This window comes from Oceanobacter sp. ABM4_470 (genome assembly GCF_056158645.1).
Window position 1 is genome coordinate 3764918 of sequence record NZ_JBSWTR010000001.1, and the last position, 25301, is coordinate 3790218.

At 56.0% G+C, this 25301-nt stretch carries 24 protein-coding genes; 19 read left to right on the forward strand and 5 right to left on the reverse strand.

What is annotated here, in order from left to right:
- Positions 1 to 137: 137 nt before the first annotated feature.
- The gene (locus tag ACXADJ_RS16605; protein WP_475067986.1) at positions 138 to 611 is read left to right on the forward strand and encodes a transposase; all 474 of its coding nucleotides are present in this window, start codon (positions 138 to 140) and stop codon (positions 609 to 611) included.
- Between the two features lie 348 nt (positions 612 to 959).
- On the opposite strand, the gene ACXADJ_RS16610 is transcribed toward ACXADJ_RS16605, so the two are convergent.
- Entirely contained in the window at positions 960 to 1673 is a 714-nt protein-coding gene (locus tag ACXADJ_RS16610) for an SDR family oxidoreductase (RefSeq protein WP_475067988.1), read from the reverse strand.
- A 162-nt stretch (positions 1674 to 1835) separates the two neighbouring features.
- On the opposite strand from ACXADJ_RS16610, the gene ACXADJ_RS16615 reads away from it, so the two are divergent.
- The 15 genes from ACXADJ_RS16615 to ACXADJ_RS16685 all read left to right on the forward strand — a co-directional run bounded on the left by ACXADJ_RS16615 (position 1836) and on the right by ACXADJ_RS16685 (position 15693).
- Positions 1836 to 2735 carry a LysR family transcriptional regulator gene (locus ACXADJ_RS16615; RefSeq protein WP_475067990.1) on the forward strand — a complete coding sequence of 300 codons (900 nt, stop codon included), beginning with the start codon at positions 1836 to 1838 and terminating at the stop codon, positions 2733 to 2735.
- A gap of 256 nt (positions 2736 to 2991) precedes the next feature.
- Positions 2992 to 3834: a transporter substrate-binding domain-containing protein gene (locus ACXADJ_RS16620; protein ID WP_475067993.1), complete on the forward strand. Its 843-nt coding sequence runs from the start codon at positions 2992 to 2994 to the stop codon at positions 3832 to 3834.
- Between the two features lie 129 nt (positions 3835 to 3963).
- A complete protein-coding gene (locus ACXADJ_RS16625; RefSeq protein WP_475067995.1) occupies positions 3964 to 4773 on the forward strand; it encodes an amino acid ABC transporter ATP-binding protein in 810 nt (269 codons plus the stop codon).
- Between the two features lie 10 nt (positions 4774 to 4783).
- Complete coding sequence (locus tag ACXADJ_RS16630) at positions 4784 to 5455, forward strand: amino acid ABC transporter permease (RefSeq protein ID WP_475067997.1); 672 nt, start codon at positions 4784 to 4786, stop codon at positions 5453 to 5455.
- 13 nt (positions 5456 to 5468) lie between these two features.
- Positions 5469 to 6134, forward strand: a complete 666-nt coding sequence (locus ACXADJ_RS16635; RefSeq protein WP_475067999.1) for an amino acid ABC transporter permease — start codon at positions 5469 to 5471, stop codon at positions 6132 to 6134.
- An 87-nt stretch (positions 6135 to 6221) separates the two neighbouring features.
- A complete protein-coding gene (locus ACXADJ_RS16640) occupies positions 6222 to 7100 on the forward strand; it encodes a dihydrodipicolinate synthase family protein (protein ID WP_475068001.1) in 879 nt (292 codons plus the stop codon).
- Between the two features lie 66 nt (positions 7101 to 7166).
- A complete protein-coding gene (locus ACXADJ_RS16645; protein ID WP_475068003.1) occupies positions 7167 to 8423 on the forward strand; it encodes an NAD(P)/FAD-dependent oxidoreductase in 1257 nt (418 codons plus the stop codon).
- Between the two features lie 27 nt (positions 8424 to 8450).
- Positions 8451 to 9932 (forward strand): aldehyde dehydrogenase family protein, encoded by a 1482-nt coding sequence (locus ACXADJ_RS16650; protein WP_475068005.1) that lies wholly within the window; start codon positions 8451 to 8453, stop codon positions 9930 to 9932.
- A gap of 186 nt (positions 9933 to 10118) precedes the next feature.
- Positions 10119 to 11138 carry a proline racemase family protein gene (locus tag ACXADJ_RS16655; protein WP_475068008.1) on the forward strand — a complete coding sequence of 340 codons (1020 nt, stop codon included), beginning with the start codon at positions 10119 to 10121 and terminating at the stop codon, positions 11136 to 11138.
- 38 nt (positions 11139 to 11176) lie between these two features.
- Positions 11177 to 12226 carry a proline racemase family protein gene (locus ACXADJ_RS16660; protein WP_475068011.1) on the forward strand — a complete coding sequence of 350 codons (1050 nt, stop codon included), beginning with the start codon at positions 11177 to 11179 and terminating at the stop codon, positions 12224 to 12226.
- Positions 12227 to 12278: 52 nt separating this feature from the next.
- The gene (locus tag ACXADJ_RS16665; protein WP_475068013.1) at positions 12279 to 12974 is read left to right on the forward strand and encodes a GntR family transcriptional regulator; all 696 of its coding nucleotides are present in this window, start codon (positions 12279 to 12281) and stop codon (positions 12972 to 12974) included.
- A 38-nt stretch (positions 12975 to 13012) separates the two neighbouring features.
- Positions 13013 to 13915 (forward strand): DMT family transporter, encoded by a 903-nt coding sequence (locus ACXADJ_RS16670; protein WP_475068016.1) that lies wholly within the window; start codon positions 13013 to 13015, stop codon positions 13913 to 13915.
- Positions 13912 to 14055: a hypothetical protein gene (locus ACXADJ_RS16675; RefSeq protein ID WP_475068019.1), complete on the forward strand. Its 144-nt coding sequence runs from the start codon at positions 13912 to 13914 to the stop codon at positions 14053 to 14055. Before ACXADJ_RS16670 ends, ACXADJ_RS16675 begins: the two co-directional genes overlap by 4 nt.
- Positions 14056 to 14091: 36 nt before the next feature.
- Entirely contained in the window at positions 14092 to 14709 is a 618-nt protein-coding gene (locus tag ACXADJ_RS16680) for a LysE family translocator (protein WP_475068022.1), read from the forward strand.
- A gap of 234 nt (positions 14710 to 14943) precedes the next feature.
- The gene (locus ACXADJ_RS16685) at positions 14944 to 15693 is read left to right on the forward strand and encodes a substrate-binding periplasmic protein (protein ID WP_475068024.1); all 750 of its coding nucleotides are present in this window, start codon (positions 14944 to 14946) and stop codon (positions 15691 to 15693) included.
- Between the two features lie 47 nt (positions 15694 to 15740).
- On the opposite strand, the gene ACXADJ_RS16690 is transcribed toward ACXADJ_RS16685, so the two are convergent.
- On the reverse strand, positions 15741 to 16550 hold the full coding sequence (locus ACXADJ_RS16690; RefSeq protein WP_475068026.1) for a class II glutamine amidotransferase: 810 nt from the start codon (positions 16548 to 16550) through the stop codon (positions 15741 to 15743).
- A 198-nt stretch (positions 16551 to 16748) separates the two neighbouring features.
- On the opposite strand from ACXADJ_RS16690, the gene sbmA reads away from it, so the two are divergent.
- Complete coding sequence (gene sbmA, locus ACXADJ_RS16695) at positions 16749 to 17978, forward strand: peptide antibiotic transporter SbmA (protein ID WP_475068028.1); 1230 nt, start codon at positions 16749 to 16751, stop codon at positions 17976 to 17978.
- Between the two features lie 57 nt (positions 17979 to 18035).
- On the opposite strand, the gene ACXADJ_RS16700 is transcribed toward sbmA, so the two are convergent.
- The gene (locus ACXADJ_RS16700) at positions 18036 to 18920 is read right to left on the reverse strand and encodes a LysR family transcriptional regulator (protein ID WP_475068030.1); all 885 of its coding nucleotides are present in this window, start codon (positions 18918 to 18920) and stop codon (positions 18036 to 18038) included.
- A gap of 96 nt (positions 18921 to 19016) precedes the next feature.
- On the opposite strand from ACXADJ_RS16700, the gene ACXADJ_RS16705 reads away from it, so the two are divergent.
- Entirely contained in the window at positions 19017 to 19952 is a 936-nt protein-coding gene (locus ACXADJ_RS16705; RefSeq protein ID WP_475068032.1) for a DMT family transporter, read from the forward strand.
- Positions 19953 to 20250: 298 nt separating this feature from the next.
- Positions 20251 to 21579: a peptidoglycan DD-metalloendopeptidase family protein gene (locus ACXADJ_RS16710; protein WP_475068034.1), complete on the forward strand. Its 1329-nt coding sequence runs from the start codon at positions 20251 to 20253 to the stop codon at positions 21577 to 21579.
- 25 nt (positions 21580 to 21604) lie between these two features.
- On the opposite strand, the gene glnE is transcribed toward ACXADJ_RS16710, so the two are convergent.
- Both glnE and ACXADJ_RS16720 read right to left on the reverse strand, forming a co-directional pair.
- On the reverse strand, positions 21605 to 24550 hold the full coding sequence (gene glnE / locus ACXADJ_RS16715) for a bifunctional [glutamate--ammonia ligase]-adenylyl-L-tyrosine phosphorylase/[glutamate--ammonia-ligase] adenylyltransferase (RefSeq protein WP_475068037.1): 2946 nt from the start codon (positions 24548 to 24550) through the stop codon (positions 21605 to 21607).
- Between the two features lie 155 nt (positions 24551 to 24705).
- The gene (locus tag ACXADJ_RS16720) at positions 24706 to 25281 is read right to left on the reverse strand and encodes a hypothetical protein (protein ID WP_475068222.1); all 576 of its coding nucleotides are present in this window, start codon (positions 25279 to 25281) and stop codon (positions 24706 to 24708) included.
- Positions 25282 to 25301 lie beyond the last annotated feature (20 nt).

A 25301-nucleotide genomic window follows, 5' to 3' on the forward strand; every position in this document is an offset into this window, starting at 1 on the left:
CCTATTTTAGTCTCTGTGGTGATTGTGCCCTCGGGAAAGTGATTTCCCGGGGGCTTTTTTGTATCTGAACGTCAGGCTCTGGTGCTGTCAGCGCCAGCGGTACCGGCGTTTTCTGGCTGTTTTAAAAAGGAATCTGTATGTCCGCCATTCACTCTGGCGTCTCTGTGGCGCAACGCATCGAATTATCAGATGAGGTTTGGCAGCCTCTGGAACAGCGGCTGAGCCGTCGCAGTGTTCCCGGAGGCGTTCGTCCTGAAGAAGACCGACGCTTTATCACGGCGGTGTTGTGGGTGCTGAAGCAACGCTGCCGCTGGCAGGAACTACCGGCTGAGCTGGGTGGCTGGCGTAACACCCAGCGCCGCTTTGAACGCTGGCGAGACCGTGGGATGTGGGAATGGGTGCTGGAAGCCTTGCTACCGCAGTCGGAGTTCCAGTGGCTGCTGGAGGCCGGTTCTGTGCCGTTGCTGGCCACCGAAGGCAGCCGGGTCGCCTGGTTGTGTGCAGGCGGACAGGGGCTGCCAGACGACGTCCGTTATATGCCGCCCTGGTTCAGAATGGTCTGCCGCTCAGATAAGTTGATTATGGCGCTGGCAGCGTCGCAGCGTGCGTGATCGGCCGTTCTTGGGCTTTCGGAATGTACTGTAGGAGGGAATTTATTCCCGAGAGAGCCCATGCCAGTGTCTGGAATGTGGTGAATTGGGTTTTGTAGGAGGGAATTTATTCCCGAGAGCGTGAGCATGGATGTCACGCTGTTATACCGAGGTAAATAGAAGCAAGAGTAGAAATAAAAAAGGCCCGCCACACCGCCGTGATGGTGTTTTGGGCCGAGGGAGCTGTCCAAGGGGTGACTAATCCCGGACTGGTGAGAACAGCCAGAGCAAACATCTCTGACAAAGGGGTTCCCCGTGGTGCGCGGGGAGATGAGTACGAAAACAGCCGAGCAGCTGATGTGGCTCGAATCAGATAGAGCGGGTCAGGCCGCCATCCACACAAATATTCTGGCCGGTGATGTAACCGCCTTCGTCCGACGCCAGATAGCCAATCAGACCAGCGACTTCGCGCATTTTGCCGTAGCGCTCCATCGGAATACGGTTCAGGCGCTCTTCTTTCACCGGCAAGCTGTCGATAAAGCCGGGCAGTATGTTGTTCATGCGAATGTTGGCGGCGGCGTAGCGATCGGCAAACAGCTTCGAGAAGCTGGCCAGCCCGGCACGCATCACACTGGAAGTCGGAAACAGCGGGTCAGGTTCAAACACGGCGTAGGTCGAAATATTCAGGAAGGTTCCGCCACCTTGCTGCTCCATGATGGGGGTTACCAAACGGGCTACGCGCACAACGTTCAGCAGGTAGTAGTCCATTGCCAGACTCCAATCTTCATCGGCAATATCCAGCAGGTCGCCTTTGGGGCCATGCCCCGAGCTGCTGACCACCACATCAATGCGTCCCCACGCCGACATCACCTTATCCACAAAGGCGCTCAGGCCCTGGTTGTCCAGGTTGGAGCCTGTGAAGCCGATGCCATCGTAAGACCTCGCCAGTGCTTCGCCCTTGCCGGACGACGACAGAATCGCAATGCGAAAACCGCGCTGGTGTAATTCCTGTGCAGCTGCGGCACCCAGGCCACTGCCACCGGCAACGATCAAGGCCACTTTCTGGGTGTTCGGGTTGGTCATGGTGATCTCCATTCCTGATCCATCGGCAAGGTATTCGCTGCTGACACCGTTAAGGCCTGACGCCATTGGTTTCAGCAATTGCTATGTTTGCCAGCTTGCAGGAAGGCATAAGGTTAGATAAATATCTATTTAATAACGTTAAGTTGAGTTGGTATTAAACAAATGAAAACCAAGCAGGTGTTGGGCCAGGTCACCGATTTCGATCTCAAGCTGATACGGCTGTTCAAGACCGTGTCAGAGTCTGGCGGATTTTCCGCCGCCGAGAGTGTGCTGGGCATCAGTCGCTCGGCCATCAGCATTCACATGAGCGATCTGGAGAAGCGTCTGGGCATGCGTTTGTGCCAGCGCGGCCGCGGTGGTTTTTCGCTGACTGACGAAGGTGCCCAGGTGTTGCAGGCTACCGAAGCGATGCTGATGGCGATTGAGGACTTCCGCAGCGAGGTCAATGAAATCAACAGCGAGCTGCGGGGTGAGCTGAATATCGGCCTTATGAACAGCCTGGTGACCCAGCCTCAGATGCGCATCACCAACGCCCTCAAGGCACTCAAGAATCAGGGCCCCGGGGTCAGCATTAACATCAGCATGAGCACCCCCAGCGAGATCGAGCGCGGGGTCATTGATGGCCGCCTCCACATCGGCGTAGTGCCCATGAACACTCAGGTTTCCGGGCTTGAGTACGACTTGCTGTACGAAGAAAAATCGAACCTGTATTGCAGTGTGGAGCACCCGTTTTTTGAGCACAGTGATGCCATTGAGCGGGACCAGCTGCATACCGTCGACGCGGTGATTCCCAGCTATCGCATGACCGCAGAGGCCATTGGTTTGCACCAGTTGTTGCGTTGTGGGGCGACCGCTTCCGATCGTGAGGGCTTGGCATTTTTGGTGCTGACAGGCAAGTATCTTGGCTTCCTTCCTGACCATTTTGCGGACAAATGGGTCAATTCGGGCCAGATGAGAAAAATTAATCCCGATGAGCTCTTTTTCCACACGCGCTTGGCCACCATCACCCGCAAGGGCCGTCGTCCCAACCTGATTCTGGAAACCTTCCTCGCAGCACTCTAGGCCCAGCGGGCGCTGGTGGGCCATCACCTTTGTACTGAAAGCGTCGAATTTACAGTCGCAAATTGTCAAAAAAACCTCCTTCGGGAGGTTTTTTTGTGCCTGTCGTTTAGTGGACGGGTGGCTTTTTTTGGCGCCTTTGTCCTGTTGACAAGAAAATTTCCTGAGCTTTATTCTGGATACATCGTTGGATACAGCGATACGCAAAACCGGTTGCTGCACATTGCTCAAAACATAAAAACCATCAAGAGAGGTCAGTATGGCTCGGTATAACTTCCTGTCCCGTGGACTCAAAACACTGGTAGCTGGTGCTGCCATCTGCACCAGCTTGCTGTCGGCCACTGCCGCACAGGCTGCAAACTACGACATCTGGAAAGAAGTTCAGGAACGCGGCACCTTGCGTTGCGGCGCGGCGGTTGCGGCCCCGTACGTGATGAAAGACGTGATTTCCGGTGACTACAGCGGTTTCTTCGTGGAGCTGTGCAAGGATTTCGGTGAAAAAGTGCTCAACGTTGAGGTTGAGTTTGTCGACACCAGCTGGGAAAACCTGGTGGCCGGTATCCAGAGCAAGAAGTGGGATCTCGGCATGGCATTGAACCAGACGCCTAGCCGCGCGCTGGCGGTTGCCTTCTCGACCTCGGCCATGGATTACCAGATTTCATTCGTGACCAACGCCAAGAACCCGAAAGTGAATGGTCTGGGTAACAACCTGGCCGACTACGACCGGAAGGACATCTCGATGGCGGTGATGTCGGGCAGTGCCGCTGAAAAAGCCATTACCAAAGCGATGAAGAACGCCAAAATCATCCGCTTGCCGGGCATGGATGAAATGCGTCTGGCGCTGATGTCCAACCGTGCTGATGTGATGGTGGATGCCAGCGACAGTAACCACCTGTTCGCGCTGTCGAACGAAAAGTGGGCCCGCGAAGTGTTCCCTGAGCCAATGTTGGCGAACCAGGGCGTATCGTTCGGTATGAACCGCGATATCAGCTACCAGGACAAGAGCGTACTGGATATCTACCTGACCGAACTGCGTGACACCGGCGTGGTGCAGCAACTGATCGACGATGCCTCCCGTGAGGTTTTGGCGAAACAAAAATAAGCAATAACGTTCTGAATCCGGATATCAATATTCTCCAATTGGCCGATATCCGGATTTATTCAGCAGTACCAATTACCTATTTGATATGCGGTTATAAACCTCTTATTGGCCGCAGCAGGAGTAACGCACATGAATACAGCAGAAATCGTGGTTAACATGCCACCGGCAAACGCCATGGAAGCTGGTCAATTTATTCAACTGGATAACGTATTCAAGGCCTATAACAACGAACTGGTTGTTATGGATGGAATGAACCTGGATATGCGTGCCGATGATCGTTTGGTGATTATTGGCCCCAGTGGTAGCGGTAAAAGCTCATTGCTGCGTGTATTAATGGGATTGGAAGGTATTCAGGGCGGAGATATCAATTTTCATGGCCAGCCTTATATCAAAAGTGAAAACAACGACAGCAAGGTTGTCAGTGATGAGTTGCACTCCCGCGTTGGCATGGTGTTCCAGCATTACACCCTGTTCCCGCATCTGACGGTGATGGGCAACCTGATCCTGGCGCCGATGAAAGTACACGGCAAGGACAAGCAATCCTGCATTGAAAAAGGCCGCGAGCTACTGGCGCGGCTGGGTCTGGAAGACAAGGTGGATTATTACCCGAGCCAGCTGTCTGGCGGTCAGAAGCAGCGGGTAGCCATTGCCCGGGCACTGATGCTGGAGCCGGAGCTGATGTTGTTCGACGAAGTGACTTCTGCCCTCGACCCGGAAATGGTCACCGAGGTACAGAACGTCATGATGCAGCTGGCTGAGCAGAAAATGGCCATGATCATTGTCACGCACGACATGCATTTTGCTCGCGAAATCGCCACTCGGGTGGTGTTCTGCGCCGGTGGAAAAATCGTTGAGCAAGGCACTCCGGACGAAGTGTTCGGCAACCCTAAAGAAGCCCGTACCCGCGAGTTTCTTGACAAAGTTCTGCACCTGAACTGAGGCCGTGGCGATGGATTACCAATTTGATTTTCACTTTCTCTCCGGCAAGGCCGACATGCTGCTGGAGGGCCTTTGGGTCACCCTGCAGCTGACTCTCTATGCCAACGCCATGGGCGTGGTATTGGGGTTTGTGCTGTGTCTGATGGCGATGAGCAAGTTCCGCATGCTGCGCTGGCCATGCCAGCTGTTTATTGAATTTTTCCGCTGTACCCCGGTGTTGCTGCAGATCGTGTGGTTCTTCTACTGCATTCCGATTCTGTTCCAGGTGTACATCGACCCAATCACCATGGGCGTGCTGGCACTGGGCCTGAACCTGACTGCGTTTAACGCCGAAGCCTACCGTGCCGGTATCCAGTCGGTGCCGAAGGCACACTTTGATGCCTGTGTGGCGTTGGGGCTGAAGTCCTGGCAGCAGACGCTGTACGTGGTGTTGCCGCAGTCGCTGCGCACCGCCATGCCGGTATTGCTGACCAACGGTATTTCGCTGATGCAGCAGAGCGCACTGGTGGCCATCGTGGCGGTGTCCGACCTGATGTACATGGGCAAAAGCATTGCCGTGGACGCCTACCGTCCACTGGAAACCTACTCGTTGATCGCGCTGATCTATTTCCTGATGGCGCTGCCGATTTCGCATCTGGTTAATGTATTTGAACGTCGGCAAGACGCCGCCATGCAGCGTTGAGTGAGGATTGAAGATGGAAATCGATTTTTCAATTATCTGGCCTTACATGCCGGTACTGATGCAGGGCCTGTGGGTCACGGTTGCCATTACGCTGGGCTGTGCCATTGCCGGTAGCCTGCTGGGCTTTGTGGTTAGCCTGGGCCGTATGGTGAACAACGTGCTGGTAAGTGGCGCACTGAAACTGTACGTCGAGTTTTTCCGCGGTACGCCGCTGCTGATCCAGCTGTTCTGGATCTTCTTCTGTTTCCCGGTGGTATTGGGTATTTCCATTCCGCCGTACGTGTCGGTAATTATCTCGCTGACCCTGTACATGGGTGCGATCACCAGTGAGACCTTCCGTGGTTCGCTGAAGTCGATCGAACAGGAGCAGCATGATGCCTGTACCGCGCTGGGTCTGAAGCACAGCACCAAGGTGGTTTATATTATTTTTCCACAGGCGTTGTTGCGCGCTATTCCGCCGCTGCTGTCGAATATCGTCAGCCTGTTTAAAGAGTCTGCGCTTATTTCATCCGTCGGTATTGCCGATCTGATGTTTATTGGCCAAAACATTTCCAATAGTACGGCGCACCCGGTCGAATTCCTGACCACCGTGGCCATTATCTATTTTGTTGTGGCTTTCCCGCTCACCCGTTTGGTGGGTTATGTCGAATCGCGAATGCTAACGCGTTACGCAATATAAAAACCCGGAGCCTTTAAACCAGCTGATATCTCAAAAGGATATTGGCGGGTTTGCCGCGGCTTCAAACTTTAAATCGGAGTTATAAATATGAAACTGCAAGGTGTACTTCCTGCGCTGGTAACGCCATTCGATGCATCAAATAACATCAATTTTGATGCTATGGCCGATATTATTGAACACCAACTGAAAGCCGGTGTATCCGGTTTTGTGGGCATGGGTACCACAGGCGAAAACTACGCCCTCAGCGACGACGAGCGTTTGCAGGTACTGGGCTTTCTGCGTGAAACCGTAGGCGATCGTGGCACCTTGATTGCCGGTGCCAACGGCGGTTGCACCAGCGAAGTGATCGACCGCATCAAGGCCGTTCGTGACACCGGTTACACCAACATTCTGGTGGCTCCACCGTACTACGCGCTTCCTTCCCAGGAAGAGCTGATCAACCACTACGAGCAAATTCTGGAAGCCGTTCAGGACATCAACGTTGTACTGTACAACTACCCGGTTCGCACCAACGTAGAAGTGGGTTACGACGTGCTGGATACCTTCAAGGATCACGAGCGCGTGATTGGCATCAAGGAAAGCTCCGGCGACCTGCTGCGCGGTATTCGCATTGGTACCGACTACAAGGACAACTACCAGCTGTCCTGTGGTTCTGATGATCAGGCGTTCGACTTCTTTATCTGGGGCGCGACTTCCTGGATCTGTGGCCCGGCTAACTGCTTCCCGGATCAGATCTGTGAGTTCTACCGTCGTTTCACCGCCGGTGACCGCGACGGTGCACAGGCCATCATGCAGTCGCTGTTCCCGGTGATTGCCCAGATGGAAGAAGGCAAGTTCATCCAGAAAGTGAAGTACGGCTGTGAACTGGCTGGCTTCAACCCGGGTGGCTGCCGTGCACCACTGCTGCCACTGACCGACGACGAGAAGCGTCGTTTCCGTGCCGCATTTGAAGCCATCAACGGCTAACAAAACCACCGGCCCTGCGGCAAGCGGGGCCGTTTCGCAAGCCTGTTGTGTCAGGAGTAAACACGCATGCAACAGCTCAAACCCAAGCAGCACGCCGTCGTCATTGGTGGTGGCATTGTCGGCGTATGTTGCGCCTTGTATCTGCAACGCGAAGGCCATCAGGTGAGTCTGGTGGACCTGGCGGTTGCTGGCGACAGCACCGCCAAATGGAGCTGTGGCCAGATGGCCATTGGCGAAGTGGTGCCCTTGTCGAAACCCGGCATTCTGAAAAAGATTCCGGGCTGGTTGATGGATCAAAAGGGGCCGTTGGCGCTTCGTCCTGGTGCACTGCCGACCTTGCTGCCCTGGTTTGTGCGTTTCCTGATGAACGCCCGTCACAGCAACATTTTGCAAATTGCCGATGAGCTGAGCGATTTGACCCAACAGGTGTATCAGGACTATCAGGTGTTACTCGATGCCTGTGACGATAAACAATTGCTGATCAACCGCCCGGTACTTGAGGTGTTTGATCATGCCGACGGCATTGAAGAAGAGTCCGGGTGGCTGGCGCTGCGAGAGCAGCTGGGATTCAACGCCGAACGCCTGAACGGTGACGACATTGCTGATCTGGAGCCTGCGCTGGCGGGTAAATTCCAGCATGGTTTGCGCTTTGGTGACTGGCGTTTTGTACGCGATACCGAGGGCTTTATTCAGGCCCTGACGGCGCAATTTCTAGCCAACGGCGGCCAGCGCATTCAGGTGGCTGCTGACGCCATCACCGAACAGCAAGGCCGTGCCACTGGCGTGCGCCTGAGCGATGGCCAAACCCTGGCGGCCGACCACGTGGTGGTGGCGGCGGGCAATGGTTCGCGCCGTTTCTTCAAACAATTGGGCGTCAACATCCCGCTGCAAGGCATTGCCGGATATCAGGTGGTATTGCCACAAGCGGGGGTGGAATTTAACCATTCCGTGATTTACGCCGACGGTGGCTTTGTATTTGCACCTATGGATCGCGGTTTGCAAATTGGCGGCACTATTGAGTTTTCCGGTGCCGACGCCGAACCCAACTTCAAACGCAGCGACATCATTCTGGAAAAAGCGCGCAGGATTCTGCCACAACTGGATGTCACCAATAAGGAATACGGTATTGGTATTCGTCCGTTCCTGCCCGACACCAAACCCGTGATTGATGTGTCGCCGCGATTGTCCAACGTCGCCATTTGCTGTGGCCACGGCCAGCTTGGCCTGACGCTGGGCGCAACATCCGGTCGACTGGTTGCCGACCTACTGCACAAACGAACCCCTGCCCAGTCGGTCGTGCCGTTCCGCGCCAACCGATTCTGAGCCAAGACACGATTTCAGGAGAACCCTATGGATTCCTACAACAAGCTTTACATCAATGGCGACTGGATCACTCCGGCCAAGGGCGGCACTTTCGAGACCATCGACCCGAGTGACGAAAGCGTGATTACCCGCGTGGCTGCGGCCACCGCCGAAGACGTCGATCTGGCGGTCAAATCCGCCCGTACTGCCTTCGATGACGGCAGCTGGTCTGGCCTGAGCGGCAAGGAGCGCGCGGTGTACCTGCGTAAAATCGCCGAGGGCATTCGTGAACGCATTGATCATCTGGCGGCACTGGAAGTAAAAGACAACGGCAAACCACTGCCAGAAGCCGTGTGGGACATCGAAGATTCCGCCGGTACCTTTGATATGTACGCCGACCTCGCCGAAGAGCTGGACGACAACAACAGCACCGCTGTGGCACTGGGCGACGACCGTTTCAGCTGCGAAGTGATCAAGGAACCTGCGGGTGTAGCCGCGGCCATTATTCCGTGGAATTTCCCGGTGCTGATGGCGTCGTGGAAAGTGGCTCCGGCACTGGCAGCAGGTTGCACCATTGTGTTGAAACCTTCTGAAGTCACGCCACTGACCGCTATGGAACTGGCCGACATCATCGACAAGGCCGGTGTGCCTGCCGGTGTCTTCAATCTGGTCACCGGCATGGGCCCGGACGCCGGTGCGCCATTGAGCGAACACCCGTTAGCCGACAAGATTGCCTTCACCGGCAGTGTGCCAACTGGTAGCCGCATCATGCAGGCCGCGGCCCGCGATCTGAAAAACGTATCGCTGGAGCTGGGTGGTAAGTCGCCGTTCATTATTTTCGACGATGCCAACATCGACGAAGCGGTGGAGTGGATTCTGTTCGGTATCTTCTGGAACAAGGGCGAAGTGTGCTCGGCAACTTCTCGCGTGCTGATTCAGGATGGCATTTACGACCAGCTGATGGCGCGTCTGGAAGAAGAAACCCGCAAGATCACCATTGGCAACGGCATGCAGGATGGCGTGCTGATGGGGCCACTGGTGAATGCCAGCCAGTATGAAAAAGTCACCGCCATGATTGCCCAGGGCGTACAGGAAGGTGCGACGCTGCTGTGCGGTGGCCAGCGCCCGGACGGTTTCGACAAGGGTTACTACCTGCAGCCAACCATTTTTGTGGATGTGCCAGACGACAGCACCGTATGGACCGAAGAAATCTTTGGACCAGTGGTATGCATACGCAAGTTCAGCGACGAAGCCGAAGCGGTGCAGATGTCGAACGACAGCCGTTTTGGTCTGGCCGGGGCGGTGATGTCGAAGGACATCGACCGTTGCAACCGCGTAGCGCGCAAACTGCGGGCGGGCATTATCTGGATCAACTGCTCCCAGCCGACCTTCAGCGAAGCCCCTTGGGGTGGCTACAAGCACAGTGGCATCGGCCGCGAGCTGGGTGTTTGGGGCTTGAACAACTACCTTGAAACCAAGCAGATCACCGCCTTCAACAGTGACGAGCCTTGGGGCTGGTACATCAAGTAAGCGATTGACCTCTTGGCAATAGGTCGTCAAGAGGTCGTCAAAAAGGTGGGGCAGAGCTGTCCCGCCAATGACACAGAAACCCGTCCGTCTGAGGTTTTGTTGCCAGGGAAACACCCTTAAACAGACCTCAACGGGCGGGTTTTGTGGCTCTATATAACAAGCGTAAGAATAAAAGAGTCCATTGATATGTTGTGGAACAAAACCCTGCAATTGGCAGAAGTACACTGCGAAGGCGAAATCGGCAAGGTGATCACCTCCGGGGTGCTGAACATTCCCGGCGCTACCATGCTCGACAAGATGAACTACATCAACGAGGTCGACGACAGCCTGCGTCGCTGGGTGATGATGGAGCCGCGAGGGTGCCTGCAGCAGTCGGTTAACCTGCTTCTGCCGCCGTGCAACCCACAAGCGGATGCCGGATTTATTGTGTTGCAGGCCGACAAGGCTCATGCCATGTCAGGCAGTAACTGCATTTGTGTGACCACCGCCTTGCTGGAACTGGGCATTTTGCCGATGCAGGAGCCGTTTACCCGCGTCACGCTGGACACTCCGGCCGGACTGATCACTGCGGTGGCGGAATGCCGCAACGGCCGCTGCGAACGGGTCACGCTGGATAACGTCGCCAGTTTTGTACATGCCCTCGATGTCGAGGTTCAGACCCCTGAGTTCGGGGCGATTAAGGCCGATATCGCCTTTGGGGGCGTGTTCTATGGGCTGGTGGATGTTGAGCAAGTGGGGCTGGATATTGCCCCGGAATGCGCCCGGGATCTGGCCGAAACCGGGGTGCAGTTGCGCAAACGGATGAACGAGCAGTTTCAGGTGCAACACCCGGAAATCGCCGACCTCAACGGCATCGCCTACGTGATGTTCCGCAACCGCCTTGACGGCGGTGTCTGGCAAACCTGCACCACCTTGCCACCGGGTAGGGTCGACCGCTCTCCATGTGGCACTGGCAGTTCGGCTAACCTGGCCTGTCAGCATGCCCGCGGCACAGTGCAAGTGGGCGACCGACTGACCTCACGCTCGACCATTAACGGCGAATTTCAGATTGAAATGATTGGCGAAGCACTGGTGGCGGGCAAACCTGCGGTGCTACCCCGCATCAGCGGCCGCGCCTGGTTATACGGCATTCAGCAATTGGGCATCGACCCCAGCGACCCGATGATCGACGGCTTTATGCTGAGCGATACCTGGGGCAAGGGCTGACACCAGGATAGGCAAGCGTACGGGCAAAAGGAGCTGATATGCGTTGGAATAAATGTTGGAATCTGGTCGACGCCCACTGCGAAGGTGAGAGCGGCCGGGTCGTTACAGGTGGTGTCGGGCAGATTCCGGGACAGACCATGTTCGACAAAAAGTTGTGGCTTGAGCGCAATGCCGACCAGATTCGACAGATTCTGTTGTTCGAGCCACGCGGCGCCGTATGGCACAACGTCAATATCCTGCTGCCTTCCAATCACCCGGAAGCACAAATGGGCTATGTGATTCTGGAGTCGACCGAATACCCGGCGATGTCCGGCAGTAATACCATTTGCGTGGCGACGGTGTTGCTGGAGACCGGCATCATTCCAATGCAGGAACCGGTCACTGAGCTGGTTCTCGAAGCGCCTGTTGGTCTGATTCGGGTTCGCTGCGAATGTCGTGATGGCAAGGTCATTCAGGCGCGGTTGGTGAATCAGCCATCGTTTGTCTATCACCAGCAGGCGCCCGTGGAGGTGGCTGGCGTTGGTACGGTGACAATGGATGTGGCCTTTGGCGGTATGACCTACGCCATGGTCGACGCCGAGGCACTGGGTTTTGCATTGGTGCCGGACGAAGCCCGTGATCTGGTGGCGTTGGGGCAAAAAATCAAACAGGCGGCGGTTGAACAACTACCGGTGGCCTATCCCGGTAAGCCCGATATGCCGGGCATTACCAACACCGAATTTATGGGGCCGCTGCGGCGTGAGGGCGACCATTGGTTGGCCCGTAATACCGTGGTGGTATCGCCGGGGCGGTGTGATCGTTCGCCCTGCGGCACTGGCAGCTCGGCGCGTCTGGCACTGATGCATGCCAAAGGACAAATCAGGGAAGGAGAGACCCTGATCCATGAGTCCATTATTGGCAGCCGTTTTGCGTGTAAAGTGGAGTCCACTACCCGCGTTGGCCAGTATGACGCCGTGGTAACCTCCGTGGCCGGACAAGCCTGGATCACTGGCTTGTACCAGGTTGGCATGGAACCGACCGACCCGTATCAGAACGGCTACACCTTGACCGATACCTGGTTCGAACCATTCAAACAGCAATTGGAGTAGGCAGAGGGCAGTCGCCTATGCCTGTCACCAATGCAAAAGAAGAACACATAATATGTCAGCAACCAGCACCAAATCCGGCCGCCAGCATAGCGGCCAATTTATTTATGAGGAATTGCGTCAGCAGATTCTGACCCTCAAGCTCAAACCCGGTGAACCACTGGATGAAGTATCGCTGGCCAACCAGTTCGGCTTGTCCCGCTCGCCCGTGCGTAACGCCCTGGCGCGACTGGTCAGCGAAGGGCTGGTCACCATTTTGCCGAACCGCACCACGTTGGTAACGCCGTTCGAGATTGCCGAGTTTCCGAATTACGTCGCGGCACTGGATCTGGTGCAGCGGGCGGTCAGTCGGCTGGCGGCGATGAACCGCACCGACGAGGAAATGCAGCAGATTCGTGAGATCGACGATGCCTATCTGGACTCCATCACCAAGGCGGATTTCCAGCGCATGACTGAGCTGAACAAAGAACTGCATATGGCCATCGCCAAAGCCGGGCATAACCCATATTTCACCAACTACTACGAACGACTGTTAGGTGAGGGGCAGCGGCTGCTGCATCTGCATTACGACCACGTAGTACATTCGGCCAGCAATCACCGTCTGGGGCGCGACCACGACGAGCTGGTGAACGCGATTGATCGCCGGGATGCCGATGCCGCAGACCGTGCTGCACACGAACATACCATGCTGTTCCAGACCCGCTTTCTTGATTACATGCAGCTGAATCTGACCAAAGGCATGACGCTGTGATGGGATGTGCCCGGCCCCGGTTTGCAGGAGACTTTTGAATGCAAGCGCAACGACGAGGTGAACTCTACATGGCTGGCGCCGCTGGCTTGTGGGGGTTGCTCCCGGTGGTATCGAAACAGGCCTACGAGCATATTCCAGTGATGGTGTGTGCAGCCCTCAGCGCGCTGTCGGCAGCACTGTTTTTTGCCTTTCTTACGACCGTTCGAGATGAGTGGCGTGATGTTCTGTGTCGCGAAGCATTGGCCAGTTCACTGATATCGGCAGTAGGCATTGGTGTGGTGTTTTATGGCCTGGTGTTCTGGGGCCAATCGATGGTACCTGCCAGCAGTACCAGCGTGCTGCTGCTGATGGAAGTGTTTTTCTCCATGCTGCTACTCAGGTTGTTTGGTAACGAACAGCTGACCCGCCGACAAGTAATGGGGGCGCTGGTGATGGTGGTCGGGGCGATTCTGGTACTGGCACCGGATTCCATCGACGACTTTGGTCTGGGCGAGCTGATCATCCTGCTGGCTGCTGCGGTGCCGCCGCTGGCCAACCGTCAGATGCAGAAAGCCCGCCAGCTGGTGGGGGTTTCCAGCATCATGTTTGTGCGTAGCACCATCAGCTTCCTGATGCTGTTGGCCGTCGCCGTGTCGCTGGAGTCCATGCCTTCCTCCGAGTCGCTGTGGTCGGCCATGCCGTGGGTGCTTATCAATGGCGTGCTGCTGTTTGGCGTGTCCAAGGTGCTGTTTATTGAATCGGTGCGCTTTATTCCCATTTCTAAAGCCGTGGCCATGAACTCACTGGCACCACTGGTGACGCTGGCCACCGCCTGGTGGCTGCTGAGCGAACCTGCGGCCTGGTATCAGTGGTTGGGCTGTGTGCCGTTAAGCTGGGGCTGCTGGTTGTTGGTATCCAGCCGTCGGACAGAGCCCGTCGCTGCGGACGGGCTTGTTCGTTGAGCAGAGGCCTGTCAAACAAGCCATCACGCCTGGAGTTGGTCTGGTCAGCGGTATTGTGGGTGTCTTTCGTGCCACTGGTACTGGCGTTGTTTGCGTTTCTGGTGATTCGCAGTCAACAGGCCAAAGCCGCTGCCATATAATCCGTCTCCCGATTAATTTGTACTGGAATTCCGGAAATGTTCGATCCCGTTTTGTTTGCCTCATTTGCCATAGCGGCAACGTTATTGGCGATGACGCCTGGTCTGGACACTGTGATGGTATTGCGAGCGTCTATTACCAATGGCTCGGCGCCTGCCTTGTACGCAGCGCTGGGTATCCTGCTGGGCTGTATTGCCTGGGGCGCCGCAGTGTCCCTGGGCCTGGGTGCGGTGTTGCAGGCTTCTGAGCTGATGTACATGGCCATCAAATTGGCCGGTGCCGGTTACCTGATGTGGCTGGGGATTAATCTGATTCTGAAGCCGCGCAAGGCGCTGGACAGTGAGCAAGCTGAGCCTGCCGGTACTGGTATGCAGGCGTTCTGGCAAGGTTTGGTGACCAACCTGCTGAACCCGAAAATCGGTATTTTCTACGTATCGTTTTTACCGCAGTTTATTCCCACTGGAGCCGATGTGGCGGTGTACTCTTTCATGCTGGCGTGTGTTCACACACTGATTTCGGCACTGTGGTTTGGCGCCCTGATTGTATTGAGCAAGCAATTACGCAAGGTGCTGTTCAAACCAACGGTGGTGTCGATGATGGACCGGGTAACTGGCGGTCTGTTTATTACATTGGGCTACAAGTTGGCGAAATCCTGAATAGCATCTGAATAATTTTGTGTGAGCCCTGCAGGTTGCACTCGAATTGAAAGGGTTCGCAGGTCCGGGAAAGGTATACAACAAATAGCGCCAATGCGTGATGTTCTGTTTTGTATTTCATTACCTCGGCTCCACGTTTTATAAAACCAAGGAAAGAATGGCGTCGATATAATCAGTGGGAGTTATTTAATTCCCAACCCAGCCCAATGCTGGCGTTCCTTGTCGAGGCTGCTTATGAAAACACTCTCTGCGGTATTACTCTCTGCACTTGTATCAACCGTTTTGTCGGCAGCTGCGGCGGCGGAGTCGATCAGCCTGTTCACAACCCAATATCCACCCTACACCATGACCACCAGTGGCGAGCCGTTTGCCCATAAGGCCAACGATATCGACGGCTTGTGTACGGCCATCGTCAAGCACCTGTTTGCCGAGGCCGATGTTGACTACACCATGCGGCTACGCAACTGGTCATACGGCATGCAGCGGGTGCAAAGGCGCGCCAACCACGGTTTGTTCTGCACCGTCAGAACAGCAGAGCGCGAGAAGTTGTTTCAGTGGGTAGGCCCGATTACCGAAATGAAGGGGGCGTTGTTTGCTGCCAGTGGCAGCAGTATTGATATCGATAAGCTGGAAGATGCCCGGCAATATCGTATTGGCGGTTTTCGTGGGGATTTCTTTTCGGAGTATCTGATTGCCAAGGGCTTTGATATTGATACGCCACCCTCTGATGCACAAAACCCGAAGCGTTTGAAAATTGGTGCGATCGACCTGTGGATATCCGATGCCATTGTGGGGCCGTATATGGCATCCGATATGCCCGATATGCCCGATATTGAAAACAAGTTCATGTTTACCAATAACGCTGTCTATCTTGCTATCAGCATTGATACACCCAAAGAGATCGTCAGAAAGCTACAGTCGACGCTGGATAGCTTGCGGAAGTCCGGCGATCTGGTGGCGTTGGAACAAAGTTACGGGCTGTGATCGCGGATCTCTAACGAGTCACTCCGGCTGAGCCTTGTGTTTGGGGCTCAGCCCACCCGCTGGCCGTTTTCATAAACGGGCACGTCGACTTTTCCACAGGCAATCACTTCCCCCTGTTGCCACAGTTTCCATTCACCGCGCTGGTATATGTCCCAGGCTTCGTCGCTGGTCAGTGGTTCGGTGGCAATCACACTGACGATGTCGTTGGGGGTGGTTTCAGCGGCAAAATCGATCTCGACTTCCGCGTCCTTCAGAACGGCTGGGCCAAACGGTGCCCGGCGGGTAATGCTGGCCATTTTGGTGGTGCAGAAAGTGAACAGCCAGTCACCATTACCAAGCAGGCAGTTGAATACCCCTTGTTGGGCGTACTCTTCAGCCAGTGCTACCAGCGTGCGGGCCAGCTGTTCCGGCATGGCATCGCGGGGCAGGTTCTGACGAATCCGATTCATGATGTCGCAGAAGATGGCTTCGCTGTCGGTGTCACCAATCGCTTCGTACATGCCTGTGTGGGCAGTGAAACCGGGAATCTGGCCATTGTGGGCGTAGACCCAGTTGCGGCCCCACAATTCGCGTACAAACGGATGGGTGTTCGACAGTTTGATGCTGCCGACGTTGGCCTGACGGATATGGCAAATAGCGGTTTTGCTTTTGATAGGCAGCCGCGAGACAAATTCGGCAATTTTCGATGTCGCACAAGGTTCCGGATCGTGGAACAGCCTGACGCCTTTATCCTCGTAGAAGGCGACGCCCCAGCCATCCTTGTGTGGTCCGGTTTCACCACCGCGGCGGGTCAGGCCGGTAAAGCTGAAACACAGATCGGTTGGGGTGTTGGCACTCATGCCAAGCAATTCGCACATGGGAGACTCCGGCGGGGCTGATAATCTTACAGGTGTCCAGTTGTCGTATTTTGTCAGCCTGTGAAACCAATACGCATTTAAATCAGTCTGGAACTGTTGAATTATAACCCCTGATTTCTGTCGCGGCTGTAGCTGTCGGGTATACCGGCATGCGTCAGCGTATTTCGATTCCTGTCTGATCCTGTAGAGAGCCAAATCGTGTTCGAATCGTTTTTCGTCAAACCCAAGTGGTTTTTTCTGAGTTTTGCTGGCTGGGCACTGGTGTGTGTGTTGGGCTGGTATTTCGTATTTACCGATCTCGGCAGCAGCCTGAGCTTGCTGGGTGGCTTCCCGGATGCCTTGCCAGAAGGGGCCGATGAAGCTGCACAGGCCGTATTTGCCGCTGCACAGCAGTCGGCGCAGGATCTCTGGTTCTATCAGTACATGGCGCTGTCTTATGGGTTATTTATCGGTGCATGGATGTATCTTGGCCGCGATCACAAGTGGGCCAAGTGGTCGGTACTGGGCTCGGCGCTGATTGTGTTTATTACCTGGTTTCAGGTGCAGGTCAGCGTGATGCTGAACGAATGGTACGGCACCTTTTACGACCTGATTCAAAGCACTCTGGGCAATCCCGGCAGTATCAAGATTGAAGAGTATTACGCTCAGCTGTTTTCGGTCGGCGTGATCATTATGGTGGCGGTGGCCGTGGCGGTGTTTAATCGCTTTTTTGTCAGTCACTACGTGTTCCGTTGGCGCACCGCCATGAACGAGCATTACACCGCGCGTTGGGCGCAGGTACGCAGCATCGAAGGGGCGTCGCAGCGTATTCAGGAAGACACCATGCGCTTTGCGTCCATTATGGAGGGGTTGGGTGTGAGCTTGCTGGAATCGGTGATGACGCTGATCGCCTTTCTGCCGATCCTGTGGGGCTTGTCGCAATTTGTCACCACGCTGCCATTGATTGGCGAAGTGCCGCAGGCGCTGGTGTTTGTGGCTATCATCTGGTCGATTTTTGGTACCGCCTTGCTGGCAATTGCTGGTATCAAGCTGCCGGGGCTGGAGTTCAACAACCAGAAGGTGGAAGCCGCTTATCGCAAGGAGCTGGTATTTGGTGAAGACCATCATGACCGCGCGCATCCGGCGACGCTGGCGGAATTGTTCACTAACGTGCGTCAGAACTACTTCCGCCTGTACAAGAACTACCTCTACTTCAACGTGGTGCGTTACGGTTATTTGAACATCGGCCAGTTCGTCCCCCTGATTGCTCTGGCGCCTTCCATTATTGCCGGTGCCTTTACGCTGGGTGTGATGCAACGAATTCTTAACGCCTTTAATCAGGTTGAAGGCTCGTTCCAATATCTGGTGAACTCCTGGACTACCATTGTCGAGCTTCAGTCTATCTACAAGCGTCTGCGGGCGTTCGAAAAATCCGCCGCAGTGGAATAACCCCTCCAGCCTTTCCTGCTCGCTTTGCCTGAACGGACTGACGCTCGGGCAAAGTGCTCAGGCAAAGCGTTCCAGCATAAAATCAATCAGCAAACGCACCCGGTGCGGCATGTTCTGGCGGTCGCGGTAGAGCATCTGGCACCCCCGTTGCTGGTTACCCCAGTCGGGCAGTATCTGCTTGATGACGCCACGTTCAATCAAGGGCTGGGCGTGGTAGTCGGGAATCATGCCGATGCCTATCTCGTCTTTGATGGCGCGGGTGAGCACCGAAATATCGTCCACTTCCAGCCGCGGCTGCTGAGGTACGTGCGTAAAGGTATCGCCGCTCTTGAGGTTGATCATGGCCCAGCGGGATATGGGCTGGCAGATAATCTGCGGTAACTGACCCAGCTCAGAGGGGTGCCTGATATCGTCGGTATTGAGGCTGACTGGAGCGCACACCAGAAAGCGGATATCGACCAGTTGCCTGCCGACCCAATGTTCTGCGGTATGGTCTCCGACCCGAAACGCCACATCGATGGCGGCTTCTTCAATATCTATCTGACGGTTGTCCAGCCGCATATCCAGCTGAATGTCGGGGTATTGGCGCAAAAATGCGTTGAAGTGGCTGGCCAGTACATGGCTGCCAAAATTCACCGGCGCAGCCACCCGGATACGGCCTTTGGCGTGGTGGTTGTCTGCGTGCAGGCTGGTGGCGATGTCGTCGAGTTCATCAAACAGGTGATGGCATCGGTCGAAGTACAGCTGTCCGGTTGATGTCAGCTGGACCCGGTGGGCGTCGCGGTTCAGCAACCGCAACTTCAGGTCCTGTTCCAGTTTGGCAATGCGACGGCTGAGGGTGGAGTGAGGCACGCTGAGCCAGTCGGAAGCCAGTTTGTAGCTGCCCAGGCGGGCCACCGCGCAAAAGCAGCGCATGTCGTCCAACGAGTAAGTTGGTTTCATTTTTGAAATCTGATGTTTTGAAGTTGTCTATTTATTCCGAATTTGAAATTAATACACTGGCCTCCTTGAACATTCAATGAATTACTGGAGGTCAGAATGAGCCGATCACCCAATATCACGGCGGTTTGGTTACTGTTGCTGTGTGCGTTTTTGTGGGGAGCCAGCTTTCCGGTGGGCAAGCACGCGTTGGGTGAAATACATGCCCTGACGCTGGTGCTCTGTCGCTTCGGTTTGGCGTCACTGTGTTTGTTGGCTTTGATGCGTTTGAAGCGCATCGCCATGCCGTGTCTATCGCTGCGTCAGTGGATCTGGGTGCTGGCGGTATCACTGGTGGGCGTGGGTGGTTTGAACCTGGGCCTGTTTACCGGTCTGGCGCAAACCGAAGCGAATAATGGAGCGCTGATTATGGCGCTGAGCCCGTTGGTCACCATGCTGATCGCCAGTGTGGCCCAGCGTCGTTGGTTGACTGGCTCGCAAGGGTTCAGCTTGCTGGTGTGCCTGGCGGGTGTGCTACTGGTGCTGACCAAAGGCGACTGGCAGCGGTTGATGGGTTTTGAGTTCAATCATGGCGACAAGATGATCCTTGCCGGTATGTTGTGCTGGAGCTTTTATACCTACCAGAGTCAGGCCATTGGCCGTTGGATGCCGATGATTCCCTACACCATGGTCGGCATGCTGGCGGGCGTTGCTGTGATTGGCACCGCCACCCTGTTCAGCGCCGAGGTTCACCCGCTGCAAGAGCTGCAAGCCGCGTCCGGACTGGTACTGGCCGACGTGGCCTTTATTGGCATGATGGCGACGGTTGGCGGCTATCTGTTGTGGATCGCCGGGGTCAAAAAGCTGGGGGCTGCCAACGCCTCGTTGTTTTTCAACTTTGTGCCGGTATTTTCGGCACTGACGGCGCTGGTGTTTGGTCAGACGGTGACGGCCTTGCAGGTGTTAGGCATTGCCATTGTGATTGCCGGATTGCTACTGCCGCGCTTGTACGCCAGTGTGGTACGGCCGCGCAGCGCTGAAACTGTGCTGCAATAACGGGATCTTGTCTGGTCGTTACGGTAAGGTGCGTCTAACGGGTTATTCACGGACGCTCGTTGCTTGCTGGCCAGACACTCTTTAAAGGAAAGTAAGTAAAGGAACTCCTGATAGTAAAGATTCACTAACCGGGCTGTGTTGTTACGACGCAGACCGGGTTGGTGAATCTGATGCGCCCGGCAATGGTTTTACATGTTGTCTCTTTTGCCGAAGTTGTTGTTGTGCTGTTGTGAAAAAAATTGCTACTGACGGCGTTGTGTTCTCAGGGAGCCGTCCCCTGCCTGGAGTCTCGCGCTGGTTGCTGGGACTGGTTTGTTCAGCCTGTTGTGTGTTGGCGGTGCAGGCCGCGGAGCCTGCTTCAGCCGACATAGAACAGTCCGGTGCTGATCCGTCTGTTGTTGATCCGTCTGTCGTAGAACAGGCATCTGCCCCACTGGTATTGCAACTGGCGGTTCTGAACCCCCGTCCCAACCCGGCCTGGCCGCTGTTGGACGATGCCAAGCTGGAGCCGTTGCGGCCGCCTCCTCCGCCACCGCCGCCGGTGATCATCAAAAAACACCTGATTGAGTCCGGCGATACGCTGGAGAAAATCTTTCGCCAGTTCGATATCTCATATAACGACCTTCATGCTGTGATGCAGGCTGATGTTCCCTATCTGGTGCTGGACGTGATTCGCCCGGGCAGCGAGCTGATTTTTGAGTTCTCGCCGGAAGGCGCTTTTCAGGCGATGTCCTTACGGCCTGAAATCAACCGGCTGGTGACTTACCGACGGCAGGACGATGGTTTTGTATACAACGAAACCATCACTCCTACCGAGTGGAAACAGCACGTGGTGCGAGCGGATGTGAAACACAGCCTTTACGCCACCATTCTGGAAACCGGCCTGTCGGACCGCGATGCGATGGAAATCACCAACCTGTTGGGCAACAAGGTGAATTTCAAACGCGAACTACGCCAGGGTGACATGTTTGACGCGGTGATCAGCGACGAATACATGGGCGATCAGGCCACGGGCAGCCGCCGTCTGGACGCCATCAAACTGACCGTGCGCGGTAAAGACCACGTTGCCATCCTGTTTGACGACGGTAACTATTACGATGATGAGGGCAACAGCCTGACGCCAGCGCTGATGCGCTACCCGACCAAGCGTCGTTGGCGCATCAGCTCGTCGTTTAACCCGTTCCGCCACCATCCTATTACCAAGCGGATTTCACCCCACAACGGTACCGACTTTGCCGCGCCGATTGGCACGCCGGTACTGGCAACCGGCGACGGCATTGTGACCCGGGTGGTGAAACACGCCTACGCCGGTTTGTACGTGGTGATTGATAACGACGGCCCGTTCAGCACCCGTTTTCTACACCTCAGCAAGGCGCTGGTGAAACGGGGACAGCGCGTCAGCCGTGGCCAGAAAATTGCCCTGTCGGGTAACAGCGGCCGTTCGACCGGTGCCCACCTGCATTACGAACTGCACATCAACGGCAAACCGGTAAACCCGATGACAGCGGAAATTCCGACGCTGGTCACCGTCGCCAAGAAAGACCGCGATGACTTTGAACAGCTGGTGGCCAATTACATGCCACAGTTGCAGCGTCAGGCGGGTTTGATGGACTCTGGCGAGGGCTGATTTTCCCTCGCTGTACCGGCGGCGCTTAATCGGCTGCCAGCCACTTATCCCACAGTGCCATCACTTGCTGGCGGCGCTGGTCGAAGCGCAGCCGTTCTACGGTGGTCTGATCGAGTACCAGATTCTGGTTTTGCAGCGCCCGGCGGTGGGTTTCGGCGCGGTAGGCCAGATAGATTTCCTGCAGGGTTTTGCGGGCTTTGGTGGCCAGCAATCCGGCTTCTTCAAAGGCATCCAGCAGGCGCATGTTGTCGGTAACTTGCAGCAGTTCCGGGTGCTGGTGGGCCCAGTTCAGTACGCCGTATTGCACCAGAAATTCAATATCGACGATGCCGCCAGCGTCCTGCTTCAGGTGAAACTGGTCGGCGGCTTTTTCGCCCAGATTGTCGCGCATTTTCTGGCGCATCTCGCGCACCTCCCCTCGCAAGGTGTCGCTGTCCCGGCTGCGGGTCAGGTTGTCGGCGCGGATGGCGAGGTATTCATTGGCCAGCTGGGCATCGCCACAGAGTACCCGGGCACGCACCAGTGCCTGATGTTCCCAGGTCCAGGCGTGTTCTTGCTGATACACCTCGAAGGCCTTCATGGTGGCGACGATCATGCCGGAGTTACCGGATGGCCGCAGTCGCATGTCCACTTCGTACAGTTCACCGTTACGGGTGGTGGTGCTGAGGATGTGGATCATCCGTTGACCCATGCGGGTATAGAAAACGTTGTTGTCGATGCTGCGCTGGCCAGCGTTTTTATCCGCCAGCGTTGAGCCCATGGCGTAGCCGCCGTTAAGGAACACCAGATCGAGGTCGGAGCTGTAGCTCAGCTCCAGACCGCCGACCTTGCCATAGCCAACCACCAGAAATTCCGGCTGGGTAACGGCTTCTTGTTGCTGATTGGCGGGGTAGCCGTATTTCGCCACCATTTGCTGCCACGCCAGTTGCATCACACACTCCAGCGACACTTCGGCCAGCCAGGTGAGGTAGTCGGAGATTTTCATCAACGACAGCGCACCGACCACTTCCGAGGCCGCCGCGTGCAGCTTGTGGGCGTGATTGAATTGGCGCAGCTGTTCCATTTGCTGTTCGAGGTCGTCTTCGGGAATGCGCAGCAGGGCCAGCCGCAGTTCTTCTTCCAGCTCCTGTCGGCTGGGCAGACGATAGAGGTTGGCGGGGTTAAGCAGTTCATCCAGCAGCAGCGGCATGGCGGTGATGTACTGGGCGACCCACTCAGAGGCGCAGCAGAGTTTCACCAGCTGGGTGCGCGCAGTAGGGTTTTCTTTCAGCAGCACCAGATAGGAGGTTCGGCGCAGCACGGCTTCCAGCAGTGGAATCACCCGTTTTAGGGTGGAAACCGGCGCCGGACAGCTGCTGAGTTCTTCCAGCAGCAACGGCATAAAGGCTTCCAGCCGGTCGTGGCCGATGGCCTGCATGCTGAGTACCGCGCGGGAGTCGCGGAACTGGTCGATCAGTTCGGCAAATTCGTCGCTGAGCATTTCCGGGTAGCGGTCTTGCAGCCGCTCTCGAACGTCGGCAGCGAGGTCGCCATGCCAGAGGTCGACCCAGGTGTGGTCGATTTCCTGTTGGTCAGGATCACTGTCTTCGCCACGAACGATTTCGGCAAAGTGGCTTTTGACGGCGGCCCGGTGCTGATCGAGGGCGGTCATAAAGCTGGTCCAGTCATCAAAGCCCATGGCCAGCACCAGCCGCGCCTGTTCCAACTCATCGGCTGGCAGCATTTGGGTTTGTTCGTCGTTGAGGGCTTGCAGAGCATGTTCAACGTCGCGCAGGAAGAGGTAGCCGGACTTCAGCTCGGCGACCGCTGCGGCAGGCAGATAGGCGGACTGGTGCAGAATATCCAGCATTGGCACCAGCTCGCGGTTTTGCAGTTCTTTCTCCTGACCGCCCCGAATCAGCTGAAACGCCTGTACGGTAAATTCGACTTCACGAATGCCGCCAGGGCCCAGTTTGATGTTGTTGTCGAGGCCGCGACGGCGCACTTCAGCGTTGATCATGGCTTTCATGGAGCGCAGCGATTCAAAGGCGCTGTAGTCGATGTACACCCGATAGGTAAAGGGTCGCAGGATCGACAGCAGCTCCTTGGCGGCGGCGGTTTTCTCGCCGGTCATGATGCGGGCTTTCACCATCGCATAGCGTTCCCAGTCACGGCCCTGACTCTGGTAGTACTCTTCCATGGAGTCAAAGTTCATCACCAACGGACCACTTTGGCCGTAGGGCCGCAGGCGCATGTCGGTGCGGAATACAAAGCCATCAATGGTTTGGTTATCGAGCGCGGCGATCAGCTTTTGCCCCAGCTTGATAAAGAACTCCTGATTGCTGAGGTCGCGTCTGCCATTGGCATCACCGGTGGTGGCACCGGATTCGGGGTAGCAAAAAATCAGGTCGATGTCGGAACTGAGGTTGAGTTCGTAGGCGCCGAGCTTGCCCATGCCCAACACCAGCAGGCGTTGTTCGGTTTTGCTGTGTTTGCCAATCGGTTGGCCGTGGCGGTTGGCCAGTTGCTGGTGGAAATAGTTGATCGACTGGCAGACGGTTTCATCGGCCAGGTCGGACACTGTGCGGGTGGTGGTCAGGGTGTCGGCAATGCGCAGCAGGTCACGCCAGATGGTTTGCACCATCACCCGTCGACGCAGTAACCGCAGGGCTTTCAGCCAGTGATCTTCGGCTGGCAGGGTATCGGGCAGGTTGGCCGTGTCGCTGAAATCCGCTGCTGTCAGGTGGTTCAGCTGCTGGCGGATGGCAAGGCGATCCAACGGCGCACTGATGGTGTCGGTTTGAATGGCCTGGCTAAACCAGTCAGCGTCACGAGGCAGGGCATCGACGACGTATTGGCTGACCAACAACACAGTTTGCAGGCGCTGTTGTTGCGATTCCTCTAACGACTGCCAGAATACCGGCCAGTCGAGATTGAAGCGTGCGCCGGTGTCGGTCAGTTGCTGCTGTATCTGTTGCCAGCGGTCAGTCATCAGGGGCTGCATAACGGGATCACTTTGTTCATCTGCGGTCAGGTTAGTGTAAACCTCCGGGCTTGCGGCTGCATGATCTGTAAAACCATTGTCTGCACTTGTTGGCGTGCTTGCTGTCACAGCCTCGACGATTCATGTTCAGCTTTAGGGGACATCTATTTAATCCTGCACGGCTCTGCGCGAGTGTTGCCGTTGTTCAGTGCAAGGCGACGAATGCAGCGGAATGACGAACCTGTCCGGTCGAGTCTTTTCAAGTTCGTCAACACCGCACTGGGCGACGGCAACCCGCGCCCTGCGGGGGCTTCCGGATGATCTCGACTCTGTGTCGCCGACTTTTGACTTGACCCGTCAGGCCTACAAGTCGGCTTCGTGATTCGAAACCATCCGGCAGCCCAGAGTGAGCACCGGATTAAATAGATGTCCCCTTTATGTTTGTTCTTTTTATTCACCAGTACACGGGCACAGCGAAGCATCACCATGGCAGGTAAATCCAAATCCGACGGGCCTTCCTCAACCGGCAAAAAGGCGCCTGCCAAGGCAACGGGCGCTGGCTCTAAAGCCACTGGGGCCAAAAAAACAGCGGTATCCAAATCGACCAGCGCCCAAAAGCCGGCGTCTGCGAAGCCGTCCAAATCATCGACAGCTTCCAAGCCCTCAAAAGGACGCGGTTCGTCCAAGCCGCCGACATCGTCCAAACCTGCAAAGCCGTCCAGCCCGGCAAAACCGTCCAAACCAGCGAAGCCATCCAAAT

Excerpts from the sequence above, each read along its gene's own strand:
- ACXADJ_RS16690 (WP_475068026.1), bottom strand. The coding sequence starts at position 16,550 with ATGTGCGAATTGCTTGGCATGAGTGCCAACACCCCAACCGATCTGTGT.
- ACXADJ_RS16660 (WP_475068011.1), top strand. The coding sequence starts at position 11,177 with ATGCGTTGGAATAAATGTTGGAATCTGGTCGACGCCCACTGCGAAGGT.
- ACXADJ_RS16655 (WP_475068008.1), top strand. The coding sequence starts at position 10,119 with ATGTTGTGGAACAAAACCCTGCAATTGGCAGAAGTACACTGCGAAGGC.
- ACXADJ_RS16610 (WP_475067988.1), bottom strand. The coding sequence starts at position 1,673 with ATGACCAACCCGAACACCCAGAAAGTGGCCTTGATCGTTGCCGGTGGC.
- ACXADJ_RS16700 (WP_475068030.1), bottom strand. The coding sequence starts at position 18,920 with ATGAAACCAACTTACTCGTTGGACGACATGCGCTGCTTTTGCGCGGTG.
- glnE (WP_475068037.1), bottom strand. The coding sequence starts at position 24,550 with ATGACTGACCGCTGGCAACAGATACAGCAGCAACTGACCGACACCGGC.
- ACXADJ_RS16705 (WP_475068032.1), top strand. The coding sequence starts at position 19,017 with ATGAGCCGATCACCCAATATCACGGCGGTTTGGTTACTGTTGCTGTGT.
- ACXADJ_RS16670 (WP_475068016.1), top strand. The coding sequence starts at position 13,013 with ATGCAAGCGCAACGACGAGGTGAACTCTACATGGCTGGCGCCGCTGGC.
- ACXADJ_RS16630 (WP_475067997.1), top strand. The coding sequence starts at position 4,784 with ATGGATTACCAATTTGATTTTCACTTTCTCTCCGGCAAGGCCGACATG.
- ACXADJ_RS16645 (WP_475068003.1), top strand. The coding sequence starts at position 7,167 with ATGCAACAGCTCAAACCCAAGCAGCACGCCGTCGTCATTGGTGGTGGC.
- ACXADJ_RS16685 (WP_475068024.1), top strand. The coding sequence starts at position 14,944 with ATGAAAACACTCTCTGCGGTATTACTCTCTGCACTTGTATCAACCGTT.
- ACXADJ_RS16635 (WP_475067999.1), top strand. The coding sequence starts at position 5,469 with ATGGAAATCGATTTTTCAATTATCTGGCCTTACATGCCGGTACTGATG.
- ACXADJ_RS16605 (WP_475067986.1), top strand. The coding sequence starts at position 138 with ATGTCCGCCATTCACTCTGGCGTCTCTGTGGCGCAACGCATCGAATTA.
- ACXADJ_RS16650 (WP_475068005.1), top strand. The coding sequence starts at position 8,451 with ATGGATTCCTACAACAAGCTTTACATCAATGGCGACTGGATCACTCCG.
- ACXADJ_RS16625 (WP_475067995.1), top strand. The coding sequence starts at position 3,964 with ATGAATACAGCAGAAATCGTGGTTAACATGCCACCGGCAAACGCCATG.
- ACXADJ_RS16665 (WP_475068013.1), top strand. The coding sequence starts at position 12,279 with ATGTCAGCAACCAGCACCAAATCCGGCCGCCAGCATAGCGGCCAATTT.
- ACXADJ_RS16640 (WP_475068001.1), top strand. The coding sequence starts at position 6,222 with ATGAAACTGCAAGGTGTACTTCCTGCGCTGGTAACGCCATTCGATGCA.
- ACXADJ_RS16615 (WP_475067990.1), top strand. The coding sequence starts at position 1,836 with ATGAAAACCAAGCAGGTGTTGGGCCAGGTCACCGATTTCGATCTCAAG.
- ACXADJ_RS16620 (WP_475067993.1), top strand. The coding sequence starts at position 2,992 with ATGGCTCGGTATAACTTCCTGTCCCGTGGACTCAAAACACTGGTAGCT.
- ACXADJ_RS16680 (WP_475068022.1), top strand. The coding sequence starts at position 14,092 with ATGTTCGATCCCGTTTTGTTTGCCTCATTTGCCATAGCGGCAACGTTA.